Annotated in this window: 16 protein-coding genes; 9 read left to right on the top strand and 7 right to left on the bottom strand. The window is 45.4% G+C overall.

Features of this window, described 5'->3' with window-relative positions:
• The first annotated feature begins 23 nt into the window (after positions 1 to 23).
• From J3998_RS01045 to nirB, 4 genes are read left to right on the top strand one after another with little or no spacing between them, the layout of a single operon-like run.
• Entirely contained in the window at positions 24 to 1022 is a 999-nt protein-coding gene (locus tag J3998_RS01045; protein WP_208146533.1) for an ABC transporter permease, read from the top strand.
• Between the two features lie 10 nt (positions 1023 to 1032).
• The gene (locus J3998_RS01040; RefSeq protein WP_208146531.1) at positions 1033 to 1827 is read left to right on the top strand and encodes an ABC transporter ATP-binding protein; all 795 of its coding nucleotides are present in this window, start codon (positions 1033 to 1035) and stop codon (positions 1825 to 1827) included.
• Positions 1828 to 1839: 12 nt separating this feature from the next.
• On the top strand, positions 1840 to 3102 hold the full coding sequence (locus J3998_RS01035; RefSeq protein WP_208146529.1) for an NAD(P)/FAD-dependent oxidoreductase: 1263 nt from the start codon (positions 1840 to 1842) through the stop codon (positions 3100 to 3102).
• 52 nt (positions 3103 to 3154) lie between these two features.
• The gene (nirB, locus tag J3998_RS01030; RefSeq protein WP_208146527.1) at positions 3155 to 5722 is read left to right on the top strand and encodes a nitrite reductase large subunit NirB; all 2568 of its coding nucleotides are present in this window, start codon (positions 3155 to 3157) and stop codon (positions 5720 to 5722) included.
• A 135-nt stretch (positions 5723 to 5857) separates the two neighbouring features.
• On the opposite strand, the gene J3998_RS01025 is transcribed toward nirB, so the two are convergent.
• The 3 genes from J3998_RS01025 to exaC all read right to left on the bottom strand — a co-directional run bounded on the left by J3998_RS01025 (position 5858) and on the right by exaC (position 9404).
• Positions 5858 to 6472, bottom strand: a complete 615-nt coding sequence (locus tag J3998_RS01025; protein ID WP_208146525.1) for a D-alanyl-D-alanine carboxypeptidase — start codon at positions 6470 to 6472, stop codon at positions 5858 to 5860.
• Positions 6473 to 6676: 204 nt separating this feature from the next.
• Positions 6677 to 7720 (bottom strand): protein adenylyltransferase SelO family protein, encoded by a 1044-nt coding sequence (locus J3998_RS01020; RefSeq protein ID WP_208146523.1) that lies wholly within the window; start codon positions 7718 to 7720, stop codon positions 6677 to 6679.
• Positions 7721 to 7883: 163 nt separating this feature from the next.
• Complete coding sequence (gene exaC / locus J3998_RS01015) at positions 7884 to 9404, bottom strand: acetaldehyde dehydrogenase ExaC (protein WP_208146521.1); 1521 nt, start codon at positions 9402 to 9404, stop codon at positions 7884 to 7886.
• Between the two features lie 321 nt (positions 9405 to 9725).
• Here exaC and J3998_RS01010 point away from each other — a divergent pair, with 321 nt between their 5' ends.
• Positions 9726 to 10892 (top strand): helix-turn-helix domain-containing protein, encoded by a 1167-nt coding sequence (locus tag J3998_RS01010; protein WP_208146519.1) that lies wholly within the window; start codon positions 9726 to 9728, stop codon positions 10890 to 10892.
• Between the two features lie 133 nt (positions 10893 to 11025).
• On the opposite strand, the gene J3998_RS01005 is transcribed toward J3998_RS01010, so the two are convergent.
• The 4 genes from J3998_RS01005 to J3998_RS00990 form a co-directional block, all read right to left on the bottom strand.
• Positions 11026 to 11229, bottom strand: a complete 204-nt coding sequence (locus tag J3998_RS01005) for a zf-HC2 domain-containing protein (RefSeq protein WP_208146517.1) — start codon at positions 11227 to 11229, stop codon at positions 11026 to 11028.
• Positions 11226 to 11816, bottom strand: coding sequence for a sigma-70 family RNA polymerase sigma factor (locus J3998_RS01000; protein ID WP_208146515.1), 591 nt, complete (start codon positions 11814 to 11816; stop codon positions 11226 to 11228). Before J3998_RS01000 ends, J3998_RS01005 begins: the two co-directional genes overlap by 4 nt.
• A gap of 22 nt (positions 11817 to 11838) precedes the next feature.
• On the bottom strand, positions 11839 to 12459 hold the full coding sequence (locus J3998_RS00995) for an HvfX family Cu-binding RiPP maturation protein (RefSeq protein ID WP_208146513.1): 621 nt from the start codon (positions 12457 to 12459) through the stop codon (positions 11839 to 11841).
• An 80-nt stretch (positions 12460 to 12539) separates the two neighbouring features.
• The gene (locus J3998_RS00990) at positions 12540 to 12827 is read right to left on the bottom strand and encodes an HvfA family oxazolone/thioamide-modified RiPP metallophore (protein ID WP_208146511.1); all 288 of its coding nucleotides are present in this window, start codon (positions 12825 to 12827) and stop codon (positions 12540 to 12542) included.
• A 507-nt stretch (positions 12828 to 13334) separates the two neighbouring features.
• On the opposite strand from J3998_RS00990, the gene J3998_RS00985 reads away from it, so the two are divergent.
• The 4 genes from J3998_RS00985 (at position 13335) to J3998_RS00970 (ending at position 20210) form a co-directional block, all read left to right on the top strand.
• Complete coding sequence (locus J3998_RS00985; protein WP_208146509.1) at positions 13335 to 14792, top strand: MFS transporter; 1458 nt, start codon at positions 13335 to 13337, stop codon at positions 14790 to 14792.
• Between the two features lie 350 nt (positions 14793 to 15142).
• Complete coding sequence (locus J3998_RS00980; RefSeq protein WP_208146507.1) at positions 15143 to 16861, top strand: protein kinase domain-containing protein; 1719 nt, start codon at positions 15143 to 15145, stop codon at positions 16859 to 16861.
• A 275-nt stretch (positions 16862 to 17136) separates the two neighbouring features.
• Positions 17137 to 17457 (top strand): nitrite reductase small subunit NirD, encoded by a 321-nt coding sequence (nirD, locus tag J3998_RS00975; protein ID WP_208146505.1) that lies wholly within the window; start codon positions 17137 to 17139, stop codon positions 17455 to 17457.
• Between the two features lie 11 nt (positions 17458 to 17468).
• Positions 17469 to 20210: a nitrate reductase gene (locus tag J3998_RS00970; protein ID WP_208146503.1), complete on the top strand. Its 2742-nt coding sequence runs from the start codon at positions 17469 to 17471 to the stop codon at positions 20208 to 20210.
• The last annotated feature ends 27 nt before the right edge of the window (positions 20211 to 20237 follow it).

Below are 20237 nucleotides of genomic sequence, written 5' to 3'. Positions count from 1 at the left end.
AACAGTTGGGTGAGGAATAAATAATGAATCCACTTAAATGGGCTTTAGTCGAGCCATTTTATAAATTAATTATCGGTGAAGACCGCAAAGGCCAGCTGAATTTGCTGACTAAAATGCTTGGGCTTCCGCTGGTTGGCTTATTGCTGTTTCTTTTGATTTGGCAAGGCGCATCAACGCACATTAATACATCGCTGGGTCAATTTCCTGGGCCGGTGCAAACCTATGAACAATTTATTTCTTTAAATCAAGAGGCCGATGAGGCGGCGCTTAAAGAAGCGGCATTTTATCAACGTCAAGAAGACCGCAATGCCGCGCGTATGGAGCAAGATCCAAATTATGAACCGCGTGTCCGTGAATATGTCGGGCCTCCAACCTTCTTCGACCAAATCTATCGCAGTTTAGTTACGGTGATGAGCGGCTTTATCTTAGCGTCGATTATTGCGGTGCCAATCGGCATCGTTATCGGGCTTTCTGCCAACGCTTATGCTGCCGTTAACCCGTTGATTCAAATCTTTAAACCGGTTTCGCCGCTTGCTTGGTTACCGTTGGTAACCATGGTGGTATCGGCTGTGTATGTCACCGATGACCCGATGTTCGACAAGGCGTTTTTGAATTCGATGTTTACGGTATTACTGTGTTGTCTTTGGCCGACCATTATCAATACCGCGGCAGGTGTAGCAACGGTCACGCAAGACCTGAAAAACGTCAGCCAAGTATTGAATCTAAGCTGGTGGACACACGTTCGTAAAATTGTACTGCCTTGCTCTATTCCGATGATGTTCACGGGCCTGCGTATCTCACTAGGTATTGCTTGGATGGTACTGATTGCTGCGGAAATGCTGGCGCAAAATCCGGGGCTAGGTAAGTTTGTCTGGGATGAGTTCCAGAACGGTAGCTCAAACTCGTTAGGACGAATTATGGTTGCGGTATTGGTAATTGGTGTGGTCGGTTTTGTACTGGATCGCGGTATGTTGCTACTGCAACGCGCAGTGTCTTGGGATAAATCAGTGGCTTTACGATAAGGAAAGAAACATGTCAGAAACACATCTAGAACTCACTAAAGTCGGCATCGAGTTTCCAACCCCAAAGGGGCCATTTCGTGCCTTGCAAGACGTTAATTTGAAAATCGAAGAAGGCGAATTTATCTCGCTCATCGGCCACTCCGGTTGTGGTAAATCAACGGTTTTGAATATTGTTGCCGGCCTATACGGTGCTACCGAAGGCGGGGTATTGCTTGATAGTCGTGAAGTCGATGCTCCAGGGCCGGAACGGGCGGTGGTTTTCCAAAATCATTCGTTATTGCCTTGGCTCACTGCTTATGAAAACGTCGAGTTGGCAGTGGATCAAGTTTTCAAAAAAACCAAGTCACCAGCCGAGAAAAAACAGTGGATTGAGCACAATTTAAAGTTGGTGCATATGGATCATGCTATGCATAAACGTCCGGATGAAATTTCCGGCGGTATGAAACAACGTGTCGGTATTGCGCGAGCTTTGGCAATGCAACCGAAAATCATGTTAATGGATGAACCTTTCGGTGCTTTGGATGCCTTGACTCGTGCGCACCTGCAAGACTCGTTAATGGAAATTCAAAAAGACCTGAATAATACCGTAATCATGATTACTCATGATGTGGACGAAGCAGTTTTGTTGTCGGATCGAATTGTGATGATGACGAATGGGCCAGCGGCAACCATTGGCGAAATTCTTAAGGTTGATTTGCCGCATCCACGAGATCGTTTAGCATTGGCGGATGATCCAACCTATAACCATTACCGTTCTGAAGTGCTGCGTTTTTTATATGAAAAACAGCGCAAAGTAGAACATTAAACGAGTTCGATAATGAGTAGCCTGAACGAAAAACCTAAATTGATTATGGTCGGTGCGGGCATGGCCGGTATGCGTTTTTTGGATGAGTTGTTAGCCTTAAGCCAAGCCTATCAAATCACCGTCTTTAACCGAGAACCGCATGGCGGCTATAACCGCATTATGCTCTCGCCTGTATTGGCAGGAGAAAAAACGCTTGAAGAGATTATCACTCATGATAGTGATTGGTTTGCGGCAAATGACATTACTTTGCATACTCATTGCAGCATTTCGAGAATTGATGCCAAGTCTCAAATCATCATCACAGAACAGGGAGAAGACTTTAACTACGACCGGTTAATTATTGCTACCGGCTCTAATCCTTTTGTGTTGCCAATAGCCAATACCGATTTAGCAGGCGTAGTCAGTTTTCGGGAAATCGCCGATGTTGAACTTATGCAAAAAGCGGCAGCAGGTGGTAAGCAAGCTGTGGTGATTGGTGGTGGTTTGCTAGGTTTGGAAGCCGCTTATGGTTTGCAGAAGCAAGGTATGCAGGTAGCGGTAGTGCATCGCAGTAGCATCTTGATGAATGCGCAGTTGGATGCGCGAGCAGGGGAGATTCTACAAAGTGAATTATCGAATGCAACGCCGCAACGAGCTGGAATGCAGTTTTATATGCAATCCGAGGTTGCCGAGATTATCGCCAACCTAACCGGAACGCATATTCAAGCAGTACGCCTTAAAGACGGTCGAGAAATTGCCTGCGATTTATTGGTGATGGCGATTGGAATTCGCCCGAATATTGTCTTGGCAGAGAGTGCCGGGCTTGCCAGTAATCGCGGTATTTTGGTCAACGATCAACTCGAAACGAATATCGCAAATATCTATGCTTTGGGTGAATGTGTCGAACATAACGGTCATACCTATGGACTTGTTGCCCCGCTGTATCAACAGGCCAAGGTGTTGGCGCAAATACTAGCAAGTAAGGTTGGCGATTATCAGGCCGAAGTCTTACCCGCTTATCAAGGCAGTTTGACTTCGACCATGCTCAAGGTAACCGGTATCAATCTGTTTTCGGCAGGCGAGTTTAACGGCATGGAAGATGCAGAAACCTTAGTGTTTACGGATGCTGCGCAAAACATCTACCGCAAGTTAGTCATCGCCAACCAGCGCATTATCGGCGCGGTCTTATACGGCGATACCTATGCTGCTAATTGGTTCTTTGAGTTACTGAAACAGCGAACGGATATTTCGCAATGTAAAGATACCTTGCTGTTCGGCGAAGGCTTTAGCAATTAATAAAATGACAAAGAGTTTTAAGTGTCGCGCACTGTGCGGCAAGGAGTGAGAGATGCAATACACAAAACAAAAAATCGTCGTCGTGGGTAACGGTATGGTCGGTCACAGCTTTATTGAGAAGCTGGTTAAAAGCGAAGCGCGTCAAAATTATGAAATTATTGTTTTCGGTGAAGAGCCGCGTAAGGCTTATGACCGCGTGTATCTGTCATCCTATTTTTCCGGCAAAACGGCCGATGACTTGAGTCTGGTCACACCGGGCTTTTACGAAGAGAACCAGATTGATATTCGCCTGAATCAAAAGGTTGTCTCAATTGACCGCGCAGCGAAAACGGTGACTGCTGACGACGCTTCGGTACAGGCTTACGACCGTCTGGTACTGGCGACCGGTTCTTATCCGTTTGTGCCGCCAATTAACGGCAATGACCGCGACGGCTGTTTGGTGTATCGCACTATTGAAGATTTGGATGCGATTCAAGCGGCGGCGGACAAAGGCAAAATTGGTACCGTGGTCGGAGGTGGTCTGCTCGGTTTGGAAGCGGCCAAAGCCTTGCGTGATTTAGGTTTGGAAACCCACGTGGTTGAATTCGCACCGCGCCTAATGCCGGTACAGTTGGATGAAGGCGGGGCAGCATTGCTAAAGCGCAAAATCGAAAATCTTGGCGTAATGGTGCACACCAATAAGGCGACGCAACTGATTAGCGACGGCGAAACGTGCATTAATAAAATGGAATTTGCCGACGGCCAAACGCTGGAAACCGATATTGTGCTCTTCTCGGCGGGGATTCGTCCGCGTGACGAACTCGCTAAACAGGCCGAATTGGAAATGGGCGCACGTGGCGGTATTGTTATCAATTCGCACTGTCTGACTTCTGACCCAAGCATCTACGCGATTGGTGAATGTGCCTTGTACGAAGGCATGATTTACGGGCTGGTTGCGCCGGGTTATGCGATGGCGCAGGTGGTGGTTGACCAACTGAACCTGGACGAAAACCGTTTTGAAGGTGCCGATATGAGCACCAAGCTGAAACTGATGGGCGTGGATGTGGCGTCTATCGGTGACCCGCACGGTAATGACGAAGATGCGTTGAGCTATGTTTACGAAAACGGGCCGGAAGAGATTTATAAAAAAATCGTGGTCAGTAAAGACGGCAAAAAACTGCTTGGTGCGGTGCTGGTCGGCGAAACCGAAGACTACGGCAATCTATTGCAGTTAAAACTCAACGATATGGAGCTACCGGAACATCCGGATATGCTGATTCTGCCAAATCGTGACGGCTCTGCCGGTGCGCTGTTCGGGCCGAATGCTCTGCCGGATACCGCGCAACTTTGTTCTTGCTATGACGTCTCAAAAGGTGATGTGATTTCTGCGGTTGAAGGCGGTGCCATGTGCCTGTCGGATATTAAATCCTGCACCCAAGCCTGTACCGGTTGCGGTGGTTGTACTCAGCTGGTCACCAATGTCTTAAATAACGAACTGGAAAAACGCGGTGTGGAAGTCAGCAAAGACATCTGCGAACACTTCCCTTATTCGCGTCAGGAGCTATATCACCTGTGCCAAGTAGAAGAGATTAACACTTTTGAAACATTGCTACACAAACACGGTAAAGGCCATGGTTGTCCGGTCTGTAAACAAGCAGCAGGCAGCATTTTCGGTTCATTGTGGAACAGCTTCGCATTGGAAAAAGACAAAATCCCACTGCAAGACACCAACGACAACTACCTTGGCAATATGCAGAAAGACGGTACCTACTCGGTGATTCCGCGTGTGCCGGGCGGTGAAATTACGCCGGAAAAATTAATTGTTCTCGGAGAGGTGGCAAAAAAATATAGCCTATACACTAAGGTTAATGGCGGGCAACGTATAGTGCTGTTTGGTGCGCAAATGAATGACTTACCGTCAATTTGGACGGATTTACTTGCTGCCGGATTTGAATCGGGGCAAGCCTATGCTAAATCACTGCGTACCGTGAAATCTTGCGTCGGTTCAACTTGGTGTCGCTACGGTCTGGACGATTCCGTGACCATGGCAATCGAGATGGAAAACCGCTACAAAGGTCTGCGTTCACCGCATAAACTGAAAATGGGGGTCTCCGGTTGTACGCGTGAATGTGCCGAAGCGCAGGCAAAAGACATCGGTCTGATTTCAACCGAAGAGGGATGGAATCTGTTTGTGTGCGGTAACGGCGGAATGAAACCGCGCCATGCCGATTTGTTCGCCACCAAATTGACCAAAGAAGAGGTGTTTAAATACGTTGATCGTTTGCTGATGTTCTATATCAAAACCGCCGACCGCCTACAACGTACCGCAACGTGGATGGACAATCTGGAAGGCGGCTTGGAATATCTGCAAGACGTGGTGATTAACGACTCGCTTGGCCTTGGCGAACAACTTGAAGCGCAAATGGCAGGGCTGATTGATACCTACGAATGCGACTGGAAACGTGCCATTGAAAATCCGGAATTCACCAAACGCTTTAAATCGTTTGTAAATACCGAACAACCGGCAAAACAAGTCTTTACTATCGAGCGTGGACAAGTCCGCCCATCCACCATCCAAGAAAAACTCGACGGCATCGCGGTTGAAATAAAAGCTCAGGCAAACCAGATAAAAGTAGCATAGTTTTATTAGATATAAAATTATTAATATTATCAACCACTTACTCTTATAGGTAAGTGGCTTTTTTGCTTTACATAGCGTGTGTTTTTTGTAATATGGAGAAAAGCTGACTAAAGTTTGTGAGAATGTTGGTTGGTTTTATATTAAAGCAATCGAGTCTGACCATTGCTTTGGTGCTAAAGCAGTCGGCATGGCATCGAACGGACTTTCACTTTTACTTAGGCCTGGAATTTTTAGATTTTTATCATAAAAACTGCTGTCTAATGTAATCTTGTTGATGCGCGTAATCTTTTGGCTTTTCAGATGTTTGGCAAGTTTCTTTGCCATCAGTTTTAGCTCTTCAGAAATCAAAAATGGATCGCCATAGCCTTTAAAAACCAGGTTTACATAGCGACCTTTATTGGTTTTAGTGATATGCGTATAGACATCAGTATGAAAATGGTGATCTCTGCCCCAATGCTCAAGAGCTAAAAGTGCGGTAACCACTTTTAGGGTTGAGGCTGGAATCAACGGCTTTTCGGGATTTTTGGCGTAAATCGCTTTTTTGGTTGGATCAAGCAGAACAAAACTCGCCTGATCAAACTTGTCCAACATGCGATACTCTCGTGGCAAGGACTTTGAATCCAAGGTCCAGTTTTGCGAAGCTTTCATGCTGACGTCGGAATCCATTGCCGCAGAAGCATTAAAGCTTAGTAATAGCGTACCAGCCATGACACTACTTAAAACCAGTGATGTAATCTTTCCTTCTCGCACAGCCTTTTTCCGTACTCCGTCCACAAATTTAGACTTATGGATTTGAAAAAATTTCGAAAGGCTTTGAGCTATAGATCGCATTCTCTACTCTTAGTTTTAGGTCTGTATCAGATTAGAATGAAATTATTATAGGTTAATTTCACTATAAAACGCACTACTCACTTAAAAAGATAGAAAGCAATCGAGTTTGACATCATTGGAAGTTCAATGGGGACAGGTGAGTTTGATTTTTTGATAGTAGGTTAAATAGGTTGGTTCGTATTCGAGTAGCGCTTGTCGAATGGCGTGTGGTTCTATCAACGGTGAGAGCGCTCGAGCCAATACATTGCAGTTCCACAGTCCGATTATCGGTTGATTACCAAAAGCGTAACGGTGTTTTTTATCAGCAGGGTTGGTTGTGAAGCTGGGATCAAAACTTGTATTGAACTGAGCATGGCTCAAGTCGAGGGTAATACCGATAATAGATTGATTATCGGTGTTCATGGTGCCATGAGTAAACCCTGTCGCTTGCCAATGCGCGATTAATCTTGCCGTGCGTTTGATGACTGTACTGAGAAATGCTGCATATTGCTGTGGTTTCGATAATTCGGTGTTTTGGCACTCTGGATAGTAATGTTTAATGACGTAGTCACATAGCTGTTGCAGCGCATCAAAATCTCGCCGGAAATAGTGCAGTTCAAAAGTACCAAAGCGGATATGGGTTGGTGCAATTCGACTTAGTATCGCAGAATCTTCAAATTGATGATTTCGATAGGCTGGTTGTTTATCGGCGATAACTGCCAGACAGTGCATGGTTGGTAAGCCAAGTTTAGCCAGCTGCTGACTGATGTCGAATTCATGCAGGCTTTCACTGATACCTGAAAAACCATCCGCATCTACTGAGTTTTGGGCAAGAGGTGTTCTGCCAATCCCTTTTAAACTCAGTTCCCAATTACCTTGCTGGGTGGTAATTTCGCCGAGCATTAGCACTCTACCATCACCGAGTAGCGGATTAAATTTACCAAATTGATGCCCTGCATAATCCTGTGCCAGCGGCCGCATAGTTGGCAAAGTCTGTCTGCCGCATAGAAGGTTGAACAGATTTGGATTGTTTAGATCAGTTGGCTTTAAACCGAGTAAGGAGAGGGCATCAGCATTAGAGGCGATTAATTTAGGTTCTTCAAGGACTCGAGGTGCAAAAGGCTTATAGAAATCTTCGCCTAGAGTATGGAAACTATTTTGGAATAGCCAATCAGGAAAAGCATTCATAGTGAGAATTATATAAGTTCCGACAGAATGTTATCCGCCGGAAATTAGGGAGGCACAGAATAAGTTCAAATGACTTCAATGTATAGAAGAATTTGCGCCTTGCAATATCTCGATTAAGTCAATGGGACTTGTTCAGTGTCTCCTCATAGGTTCAAACGATTACCTAGAAAAAACCTAGTGGATTAACGTCGTAACTAACAAGCAAGTTTTTGGTTTGCTGGTAGTGTTCTAACATCATCTTATGTGTTTCACGACCGACACCGGATTTTTTATAGCCACCGAATGCCGCGTGCGCTGGGTATAGGTGATAGCAGTTTGTCCAGACGCGACCTGCTTGGATACCGCGACCCATTCGGTACGAGGTGTTCATGTCTCTTGACCAGACACCGGCACCCAGACCGAATTCCGTATCGTTGGCAATCGCCAAAGCCTCTGCTTCATCTTTAAAGGTTGTTACCGAGACAACAGGTCCAAAAATTTCTTCTTGGAATACGCGCATTTCATTTGTGCCTTTCAATAATGTCGGCTGGATATAGAAACCGCCTGCGTAGTCGCCGTCCAGTGATTCTGACGAACCACCGGTAATAACTTCTGCCCCTTCGTCACGCCCAATTTGCAGATAACTAAGAATCTTGTCGTACTGCTCCTGTGAAGCTTGTGCACCTACCATCACTTCTGTATCTAACGGGTTGCCGCGTTTAATTTGTGCTGCGCGATCAATAACCATGCTGATAAATTTATCGTAGATATCTTCTTGAATCAGTAGACGAGACGGACAGGTACAGACTTCTCCTTGGTTAAAGAAAGCCAGTACTGCACCTTCAACACACTTGCTAAGGAATGCATCTTCGTGATCCATAATATCCGAGAAATAAACATTAGGTGATTTACCACCCAATTCAACGGTGGAAGGAATAATATTGTCAGCAGCATATTTCATAATCTGCGCACCAACCGGTGTAGAACCGGTAAAGGCGATTTTGGCGATACGAGTGCTGGTTGCCAGTGCTTTACCCGCTTCGATACCGTAACCGTTAACCACGTTTAAAACACCTTCCGGCAGCAGGTCTTGAATCATTTCAACCATGACTAAAATAGAGACAGGTGTCTGTTCTGCCGGTTTCAATACCACACAGTTCCCAGCGGCCAGTGCCGGAGCCAATTTCCAAGCAGCCATTAATAAAGGGAAGTTCCAAGGGATAATTTGCCCGACCACACCAAGCGGTTCGTGAAAGTGATAGGCAACGGTGTTGCTGTCGATTTCGCCCAAAGAGCCTTCTTGAGCACGAATACAACCGGCAAAGTAACGGAAATGGTCAACCGTTAAAGGAATGTCAGCGTTTAGTGTTTCACGCACCGCTTTTCCGTTATCCCAAGTTTCTGCTACAGCAAGAGCTTCCAGATTTTCTTCAATACGGTCTGCAATTTTTAGAAGAATATTTGAACGTTCAGTCACCGAAGCCGTGCCCCATGCATCTGCAGCAGCGTGAGCGGCATCAAGCGCTAGCTCAATATCTTTTTCATTGGATCTAGGTACCTGACAGAAAGCTTTACCATTAACCGGAGAGATATTATCAAAGTACTTGCCATCGACAGGGGCGACCCATTTCCCGCCAATAAAGTTTTCGTAACGATCTTTAAAGTTAATGACTGCGCCTTCGCTATTTGGAATTGCGTATTGCATGAAAGACTCCTCGTCTCTGAATTCTTGTTATTTATTTCTCTATTCAAAGCCTTTGCACCAAGCAGAGGTTTTGGTTCGACTAAGAACTTTACTGATCCAAAGGTTGGAAAAAGGTTGGTTTCCTAGCGAATAATCGAAATATTTATGAGTGGAGAAGGTATGCAGTTGTTTTATAAGTGAAAATTTTTCTTTCTATTGTCGGTTTAAGCAATGAGGGTTATAAATGAAAACGTTAGCGTTATAAAAAGAACAGTAAATAGACGAAATTAAGCACGACTATAATTTTGCTACTTATGATCAAAAAGGGAAAGGAACGCAATGATGAGTGACAACTTACTTGCGGGGTATAACCTTAAAGAGCGTCGCAATATTATCGAGAACCACTGGTGTGATTTTACCGAAAGCGCAATACGACCTGCTCAAGACCAGATTTCACAAGCGATCTCTCAGTCTTGGCAAAGAAGTGCATTAAGTCTCAATAAAAAAGTAACTCATGCACCTTCTATTGCTAAAACGCGTATTCGTGAAGAGTGGCAGATGTCTCCTCTATCTATCGCTGCACGACAAGAGCAGGATAATATGATGCAACTCGCTCGTGAAGGAGAGTTGGTGGCGGCAATTGCTGATCCGAGCGGATGTATGTTATGGAGTCATGCCAGCCGGCATATGCGCAGCCGAGCAGAATCAGTTAATTTTCAGGAGGGCGGACGCTGGGATGAGCAGTCAATTGGCACCAATGCGATTGGTTTGGCAAAAAAATTACGTAGTCCGGTAACGGTTTTTTCATCGGAGCATTATCAATCGTTTTTGCATGATTGGGTCTGTTATGCCGCGCCGATAATTCATCCGCAATCTGGCGAATGTGTAGGTATCCTGGATATGTCGACCACCTGGAAAAAACATACTGCTTTGGGTCAGGCGGCAGTGACTCAGCTGGCTTGTAATATTGCCCGTAATTTACCGGAAGTCTCACCGAGAGCCGAGTTGGAAATCCGCGCTTTAGGTCAGGCACAGGTGGTTTTTCGGGGACAAAATCTGCAGCTCAGCAAACGGCAGTTAGAAATTCTTTGCCTATTGGCGCTGAATCCGCAAGGTTTAAAACTTGAGGCTTTTCATGCTGCTTTATACGGCGATGCTCCAATCTCTTCTAGTACTTTAAAAGCGGAACTGTCCCATTTGCGTCACCTTTTGGATGGTCAAGTCGGTTCTCGTCCTTATCGATTGATGATGCCCGTATGGTGCGATTTTATTCAAGTCTGGCAAGCATTGCATGAACAGAATGTTAATGAAGCTTTCAGGCTGTATCAAGGTCCTTTGATGGCTCAATCGGAATCACCGGAACTAGAAGAATGGCGACACTGTATTGAAGCTGTAATGGGGAAATTACTTAACTCCTGCAATGAACCTGAGCTTTTAATGCAGCAACTTTGCGCTAAAACGTCCGGCAATGAAATGGTACGGGAACGTTTAGTTGAATTGATTTCTTGATGAGGTTATTTGTCACGGATAGTTTTGGTTTTACGATTTTTGTATTCAATTAAGTATTATGACAGATTCTTAAGTCTGCCTAGCATAGATTATAGATGTGCGAAAATTGTTTAAGCTGAATGAATCGAATGTGCTATTTAGTTTCCGGATTTTCTAATTCTTCCCTTCTTTCTTCACAGGCTTTTCCGATAATATCGAGTTGTTTGTTAAAACGACGACAATTTGCGCAAAGTGATAAATGCGTGATTAGCCAAGTCTGCTCTTTAAAGCTGAGTTCGCGATCTTGTTTTTGTGACATCAGTTCGGTGGCGTGTTTGCATGAGCTCATTTTTTTCATAATTTGTTCTCCTCTGCAATAAACCAGTTTTGTTCTAAACAGGCGCGCAGTTTTAGCCGGGCGCGGTGCAGAATAGTCCAGCAGTTTTCTTCCGAGATTTGTAGCGCTTGGCAAATCTGTTTGGTGTCAAAGCCAAGCAATTCGCGCATTGAAAAAACCTGTGATGTTTGTGGCGGCAGGTGGAAGACGCATAAATCAAAAACGTGCCAAAAATGTTCGTTTTCAAGTTCTTTATATGGCGTTGGCCACGTGCTTGGTGCGTGCTCTTTTTGCCAATGTTGATCTTCTTGAAATAAGGGGGCGGTATCCGGTAATTGGTTTTCGTCGTACTCGAAAAGTTGTATCTTTGAGTGATTGCGATAGAGGTCGATTATTTTGTGGCGCAGTATGCTAAATATCCATGTTTCTAAGCTTGATTTTGCTTGGAATTGTTCTAGACCGTTCCATGCCGAAATCAACGTTTCTTGGACGACATCATCAGCATCCGTTGTGCAGTTCAGGTGTAGCTGGGCAAACGAAATTAGCCGCGGGCGTAATTGCTCTACACGCTGTTCAAAATCCGCAGGGGCTATGCTGGGTGATGACATTCCTTGTCAGTTCCTTGATTTTTTAATTCTTGTCGGCAGTCTTTTTAATCCAGATAGTGATCCAGTAATCGAGACTGAAATAACGTCCGCCGCCGGTAAATAGCAGGCTTAGAAGCATGATGAAATAGGTGGCGGCAAACTCAATTCCGTTATTGAGTATAACAATTTGTCCGTTCATGGTCAGCCACTCGTAATTACCGTGTGTTTGCAGTAGTTCTTTACTCACTATTAACTGTTGCTGAGAGTCTAATATTTGTTGATTGGCGAGCCAGCTAGATGCATCGGAAATTGCCAGCCAGCCGTTTGACCAATGCACGGTGATGGCTGCAACAATCATGGTAATCATTAACGGAATCGAGAACCAACGTACTGCCAAACCGATTATCAGCGCGATACCGCCAAAAAACTCAGCCCCTCCGGCAAGGGCTGTCATCAGTTCCGGAAAGGGCAGTCCAAGTCCCCATTCCGGGTTGCCGAACCATTCTGCGGTTTCCGAGAAGTTGGCGAGTTTATTCCATCCTGCTTGCATAAAAATCGGTGCCAGATAGAGTCTGAGCAGAAGTGGTGCTAGGCCTTCAAAATAGGCGAGTTTGGTAAGTGTTGATTGATAGAGGCTAGTGGGTTTTCTGAATAAGGTGTTCATGATTTTCTCCTTCAAATTAGGGAAAGGAGAGCAAGGCATAATCAGGTGCGGTATACCTTGCTTACGATAGATTGATGGAATTATTTGCTTGCTCCGCACTTAGCGGCACCGCATTTTGAATCAGCCGGTTTTGCACTGCCGCATTTTGAGTCTGCTGGTTTTGCTGCACCGCATTTAGCATCGGAAGTTGGCTTTTCGGAACCACATTTTGCTGTTCCGCACTTGCCTTCAGGCGTATCAGACTGAGCCAGCACGGTAAAGCCGTTTTGAATTGTTGCGAATGGATTGCCTGTTGCGGCACTCGCGTTCATCGATACTGATAACAGCATTGCTGCAATAATTGAATAAAAAGTCATTTTGGTTTTCATGGTAGCTACCTCTGTTTTGAAAAGGGGAATCTAGAAGAAGGAGGAAGTTCGTATTGCGTTGAGGCTTTCACGAATTTCTTCTGCGTTCACTGCTTAGACGAAGCTAATTTGAATTCCTTACAGTTTTTTGAAAAAAAACTTAAAATTTTTTTAGATTGAATTTTCAGCAGTAAATTCTGTATGTATAGCCGAGCTTGAACATAAGTTGGGTGTCTGCCGCTTACGTATTTTTGTTTTACATTGGTGAAACGTACAGTCTTTAAAGGTGCAATTAGTGGGTTTTAACGGCTCTTTTGATGAAGTGAAATGCTTTTTAGTCAGTTCAACTCATTGTTTTTAAAGGCGTTTGGTTTTTAGTGGTATAACTCTTGTTAATTTAAACGAAATTTATAGAATTCTGAGCAATGAAGCTCTCTCCGCTTTTCTGTGGAGAGGGCTTTTTTTATGTCTAAAATAGACTAAGCGCGATCAGTTATCGCGTTTGGTCGTAGAGAGAGAAGTTTTACGATGTTTAATCTGTTTTCGTTTTCCGGCAATGTACGCATTTTGCATCTAACATGGTTTGCTTTTTTTATGAGCTTCGTGGTTTGGCTCGGTCTTGGGCCAATGATGCCATTTATCCAAGAAGCACTGCAATTAACCGATCAACAGGCGAAGGTGTTACTGATTTTAAATGTTGCCTTAACCATTCCGGCACGTGTTGTCGTTGGCATGTTGGTCGACAAATTCGGACCGCGGATACTTTATAGTGCGATTCTAATTGTCGGTGGTTTGGTCAGTATCGCTTTTGCTTGGGCTCAAACCTACGATCAATTGGCATTGTTGCGTTTTTTATCAGGCTTTATCGGCGCCGGGTTTGTTGTCGGGATTCGTATGATTTCGGAATGGTTCCCTGCAAAACAGACTGGCATTGCGCAAGGAATTTATGGCGGCTGGGGCAACTTTGGTTCTGCCGGTGCTGCCATGACTTTGCCGTTTATTGCGGTTGCCATTGGTGATACAGATGGTTGGCGTTACGCAATTAGCATCGCTAGCTTAGCGGCAATGGCTTACGGAATTGTTTATTACTTTAGCGTCTCCAACACGCCAAAGGGTTCGACCTATTTTAAACCGAAAAAAAATGGTGCTTTAGAAGTCACTTCTAAGGGCGACTTGCTGCTGTATATGTTGATGAATATTCCTCTGTATATTGCGCTGGCGGTACTGACGTGGAAATTGTCACCAAGCAATATGGGCTTGTTTAATGAACTGGCTACCTATGTGACTTATCTTGGTTTGTTGACAGTTTTCGCGGTGCAGACATGGCAAGTTTGGCAGGTCAATAAATCGATTCTAGTGAAGCCCGTACCACAGATGCATCGCTATAAATTCAAGCAGGTTGCGATTCTTAACTGGGCTTATATGGTTACTTTCGGAACCGAGCTGGCCGTGGTCTCGATGCTAGCGATGTTTTATGTATCATGGTTTGAGTTACCAAAAGTGACCGCTGCGCTTTTGGCAGGGATTTATCCGTTTATTAATTTAGTCGCACGCCCCGCGGGTGGTTGGTTTTCGGACTTTTTTGGCCGTAAACGTACATTGATTTGGATTTTTGCCGGTATCAGTATGAGTTTTATTGCACTTGGTTTTGTCGAGAAAGATTGGTCTGTCTGGTTTGTAGTCACAATTACCATTATCGCGGGAATATTTTCCAAAGCTGGTTCCGGGGCAGTCTATGCCATGGTTCCTTTAGTGCAACGCCGCTTAACCGGACAGATCGCCGGTATGGCTGGCGCATTTGGTAATGTCGGGGCGGTTCTGTTTTTAACCGCGAACTCGCTGGTCACTTACGATCAATTCTTTATGATTATCGGAGTCGTGGCGCTTGCCGTGTTTATGTTGATTTTCTTCTTCTTGGAAGAGCCGCAAGGACAGATGGCTGAAGTGATGTCGGATGGGACTGTGCAGTTAATCGACGTTCGCTAAGCTTTAAAGCTATTGCGAACCTCAAACTCTTTGTTGAAAGTCGACTCATTTACTTGCTGTAAACGTCGTCGACTTTCGCCTCGATTTTGCGGCTCTCATGACGCTTTAAATGAACAGGGCTTCTCGCTTCTCGTAGCGCTTTAGAGGAAGTTTAAACTCTTTGTTGAAAGTCGACTCATTTACTTGCTGTAAACGTCGTCGACTTTCGCTGCGATTTTGCGGCTCTCAAGACGCTTTAAATGAATAGGGCTTCCCGCTTCTCGTAGCGTTTTAGAGGAAGTTTAAACTCTTTGTTGAAAGCCAGCTAATTTACTCTGATTTATGTAACGGTTTCTAAAGGTGAAGTGTTTGTGTCTCAGCCCTTAAAACTTAGTATCGGTTTTGAATCCTCAGCCGGAGTGAAAGAGGAAAATCAAGATGCCGTGAATTTTAGTGTGCCGGAACCGCCTCTATTGCGGTCAAAAGGGGCGGTAGCGGTGTTGGCGGATGGGATTTCCAGTAGTGAGGCGGCACGCCAAGCCAGCCAAACCGCGGTACAGTCTTTTATCGAGGACTATTATTCTACGTCCGATATGTGGAGTACCGAACATGCTTGCCAACAGGTAATTGGTGCTTTAAATAGTTGGCTGTATCAGCAAGGGATTTCCGATGCTAACCCTCAACGTGGTTGGGTCACTACATTTGATGCACTGATTTTTAAATCCAATACAGTCTATGTGTTGCACGTTGGCGACGCGCGTATCTATCGGCTTCGCGATGGCGAGTTACAGCAATTAACCAATGACCACCTAACATGGTTGAATCGTGACAACCGCTATCTCAGTCGTGCTTTGGGCATGGATTCGAATCTGCAAGTTGATTTTTCCAGTCACACCTTGCAGCAAGGTGATCAGTTTTTAATGTGCAGTGACGGTGTTTATGAGCACCTTGGCAAACAGGAATTTCGTCAGACTTTGCAGAGTGACTTGGCGGTTGAAGAAAAAGCCAAAAAACTGCTCGCCATGGCATTGCATAATCAGTCCACCGATAACCTCAGTGCACAGCTTATTGAGGTTGTGCAACTGCCGCAAGTTAGTGAAGAAGAGGTGTATCAACAGTTAACGGCTTTGCCGTTTCCGCCGGATTTAGAGCCGGGAATGATTTTAGACGGCTATCAAATTCTTCAAGAAATTAGCCTTTCCCCGCGCAGCCAGATTTATCTAGCGCAAGATATTGAAACGCGTGAAAAACGGGTTTTAAAAACCCCATCTGCTAATTATTGCGATGACCCTTGGTATCTGGATGGATTTATTCGAGAGGAGTGGCTTGGACAACGTCTTAAACATCCAGGATTATTGAAAACTTACCGAGCGAATCGCCCAAAACAGTTTTTGTATTTTATTTGTGAGTATATCCAAGGCCAGACTCTAACTGAGTGGCTGCGGGCGAATCCGCAGCCGGATTACCTAACGGTTATTGGTTTCGTCGAACAGATTGCATCGGCCTTGCGAGCGTTGCACAGGCAAGACATTCTGCACCAAGATTTGAAGCCGGATAATATTTTGATTGAGGGCAATGGTCGAATTAAAATCATCGATTTTGGCGCCGCTAAAGTTGCCGGGGTGCAAGAGATGGCAACCGTTCTGCAACGCCAGCATCCCGAAGGGACATTGCACTATACCGCACCGGAATATCTGCTAGGTGAGCCGGCCTCCAAACGTTCCGACCTGTTTTCCCTTGCGGTTATCGCTTATGAAATGTTGACTGGCCAGCTGCCTTTTAAAGAAAAGCAACTACAGCCTTTTGTTTTACGCAGCTACAGTCATTTGCAATATCTGTCTTTACGCAGCTTGCGACCGGATTTGCCGGATTGGGTAGACGCGGTTCTCAAGAAAGCCTGTGCGCCTAATCCAATGCAAAGATTCGCCTTATTATCCGAGTTATTGAGTAATTTACGTAAGCCGAATGTGGATATTTTGATTCCACAAGATTATGTGCCGTTGATAGAAAAAAATCCGTTGTTGGTATGGCAAGGTATCAGCGCATTTCTTCTCTTAGTGATCCTTTTGCAATGGTGGTGGTTTGCTTGAAAATGGCTTTCTTTAATTGGCTTTTTGCACCTTTTTTGCGCGTGATATTTGCTTGTTTTAGTGCAACTTAGAGGGTGGCGGTATGGTTATGAGTCGTTAAAAATTTGCTAAAAATTCTTAACTCGTTGAAATTAAAGGTATTTTAATTTTAATGGCATGTAAGCTGCATTAATTAATCAAAATTAGAAATATCAGAGCAAAGAGGCTCACTCCGTTGTTTGGCGGGGTGGGCCTTTTTTATTTTCTGCTTCAGCAAAATGAATTTGGAGTACAAGATGACAGAATGGATTGAAATTTGTCCGGTCGAGGAATTGGTTGCAAATGCAGGGGTTGCAGCCTTAGTTAATGAACAGCAAATCGCATTGTTCTATATGGACGGGTTAGTTTATGCCACCGGGAATCTCGATCCGATACGAGATTCAAATGTGATGTCACGTGGTATGACCGGCGATGTACAAGGTGAGCTCTATGTTGCTTCGCCGTTGCATAAAGAGCGTTATAGCTTAACCACTGGCGAATGTTTGGATAAAGAAGGGATTTCGATTCCGGTTTATCCAAGCAAAATCGAAGCAGACATCGTTTGGTTACAACTGTAACGGAGTTGGAGATGACAGACGCCAATCTAACTTCATTAAGCTGCCAAACCAAGGAGGCGATTCAAACCACCTGCCCATATTGCGGCGTCGGCTGCGGTATGCAAATTACCGTGCAAGACAACAGCAATCCAAGTGCGGTAAAAGTGAAAGTGCTTGGTGATAAATCGCATCCGGCAAACTTCGGCAAGCTCTGCGTAAAAGGGTCATCGGCTGGGGAAACAATCGATTTTGCAGGACGGATGCTGTCACCACAGGTTAATGGAGAAGCCGTTTCTTGGAACCATGCTTTAGATGCCGTCGCGGATAAATTTCAGCAAGTGATTGATCAATATGGCCGTGATGCAGTGGCGTTTTATGTCTCCGGGCAATTATTGACCGAAGATTATTACGTTGCCAATAAGTTGATGAAAGGCTTTATCGGCAGCGCTAATATCGACACCAATTCTCGCCTGTGTATGGCATCGGCTGTGGTCGGTTATAAACGCGCGTTTGGCGCCGATGCGGTGCCTTGCTCCTATGAAGATTTAGAGCTGGCGGATTTGATTGTCATTATTGGCTCGAATACCGCTTGGGCACACCCGATTGTTTATCAGCGCATTGCAGCGGCGAAAAAACAACGCCCGCAGATGAAAGTGGTTGTGGTTGACCCGCGCCGCACTGCCACTTGCGACTTGGCAGATTTGCATCTGCAAATTGCGCCGGGTACCGACGCTATGCTGTTTAATGGTGTGCTTAGCTATCTTGCTCAGCAGCAAGCGTGTGATTTCAGTTATATCAAACAACACACCGAAGGCTTTGATAAAGCCCTACAACATGCGCAGATTTTGCAGGGTGATATGAATCGTGTTGCCAAAGACTGTGCGCTGTCCGTAGCAGAACTTGAGCAGTTTTATCAACTGGTTCGAGATAATCAAAAGATGGTTTCGCTGTATTCGCAAGGCGTTAATCAATCATCCAGTGGCGTCGATAAATCCAATGCGATTATCAATCTACATCTGGCAACCGGCCGTATCGGTAAAGAAGGCATGGGGCCGTTTTCGATTACAGGTCAACCGAATGCAATGGGCGGGCGTGAAGTTGGCGGACTTGCTAACCAGTTGGCGGCACACATGGATTTTGCCAACCCGGAGCACATTGATACCGTATCGCGCTTTTGGCAGGCTCCGAATATGGCGCAACAAAACGGCCTAAAAGCGGTGGATATGTTCCAAGCAGTGAATGACGGCAAAATCAAAGCCATCTGGATTATTAATACCAATCCGGTCGTGTCGATGCCGGATGCTCAAGCGGTGCGCGAAGCTTTGCAAAAGTGCGAAATGGTTGTGGTTTCCGATTGCATGCAGTGTACCGATACCACAGAAATGGCCGATGTCCTTTTACCTGCGCTCACCTGGGGGGAGATTGACGGCACGGTAACCAATTCCGATCGTACCATTTCTCGTCAACGTCGCTTTATCAATGGACCGAATCAGGCTCGTGCCGATTGGTGGCAACTGTGTCAAGTTGCCCAGCGCATGGGCTTTGCCGGGTTTGATTACCGGTCGGTTGCGGGAATCTTTCGCGAACATGCCGCTTTGTCCGGCTTTGAAAATAATGGGCAGCGCGACTTTGATATTTCCGCTTTAGCTAGGATTTCAGATGAGGATTATCAAAACCTGAAACCGATGCAGTGGCCGATTAATCAAGCCAACCCTCAGGGCTGCAAGCGCCTATTCGCCGATGGCAAATTCTATACCGCTTCCGGCAAGGCGCAATTTATTCCAATCACTCCGCAGCTTCCTAGAAATCGAACCGACAGCGAATTTCCGTTTGTATTGAATACCGGACGTTTGCGAGACCAGTGGCACACCATGACTCGCACCGGTAAGACCGCTAAATTAATGGCGCATCGTGATGAGATTACTGTGGCGATGCACCCACAAGATGCGGAAAAGCAGAATTTACAAAATGGTCAATTAGTCGTTTTACTGGGCAAAACACAGCAAGCTTATCGTGTTATTGCTCGCTTAGATGTCACTGATCAACAGGCTAAAGGTTCGGTGTTTGTGCCGATGCATTGGACTCGCCAATTTGCCAGCGCCGGTAATGTCGATGCTTTGATTCCGGCGATTACCGATCCATTATCCGGCCAGCCGGAAAGCAAACATGCGGTGGTCAAAGTCGAGCCTTTTGATGCGCAATGGCAAGGCGTGATTCTGAGCACTAAAACCTTGGATTTATCTGCGGCACATTATTGGAACCGGATTACCGGCAAAACATTTAACCGTTATGAATTCGCGATTGAAGCGAACGAAAGTAGCCGATTCAACGAGCAATCAGAAGTTGAGACATGGTTTGAAAAATTAGGAAAAAGCGACAACAGCCAAGTACTGCGTTATCAGCAAAATGACCAATTTCGTTTTGCGGTAATTGCCGATAACCGCGTTCAGGCGGTTGGCTTTATCGGCAAATATATTCCGAAAATCGAACGCTCATGGCTGGGCGAAACCTTCGCCAAAGAACTTGAACCGCTGCAACGTCGTTATTTACTTGCGGGGAAGATGAGTGGTGCGAAAGATGTCGGTCCAACTGTTTGTAGCTGTTTTGGCATCGGTTTAAACACTATTGTTGAGGCGATTAGCGAACAGAAATTAACCAGTGTTGAGGCGATTGGTCAAGCGCTTAAAGCGGGCACTAATTGTGGAAGTTGTGTGCCGGAATTAACAGAGATTTTGCAGCAGACCCTAACGGCAGCTGTGACAGACGTGGCTTAACGTAGCCTGCATTTTGGGAGAGAGACA

The sequence above is a fragment of the Thiomicrorhabdus marina genome (genome assembly GCF_017571465.1).
In the GTDB taxonomy this organism is placed as follows: Bacteria; Pseudomonadota; Gammaproteobacteria; order Thiomicrospirales; family Thiomicrospiraceae; genus Thiomicrorhabdus; species Thiomicrorhabdus marina.
This window is presented reverse-complemented; position numbering and strand designations above follow the sequence as displayed.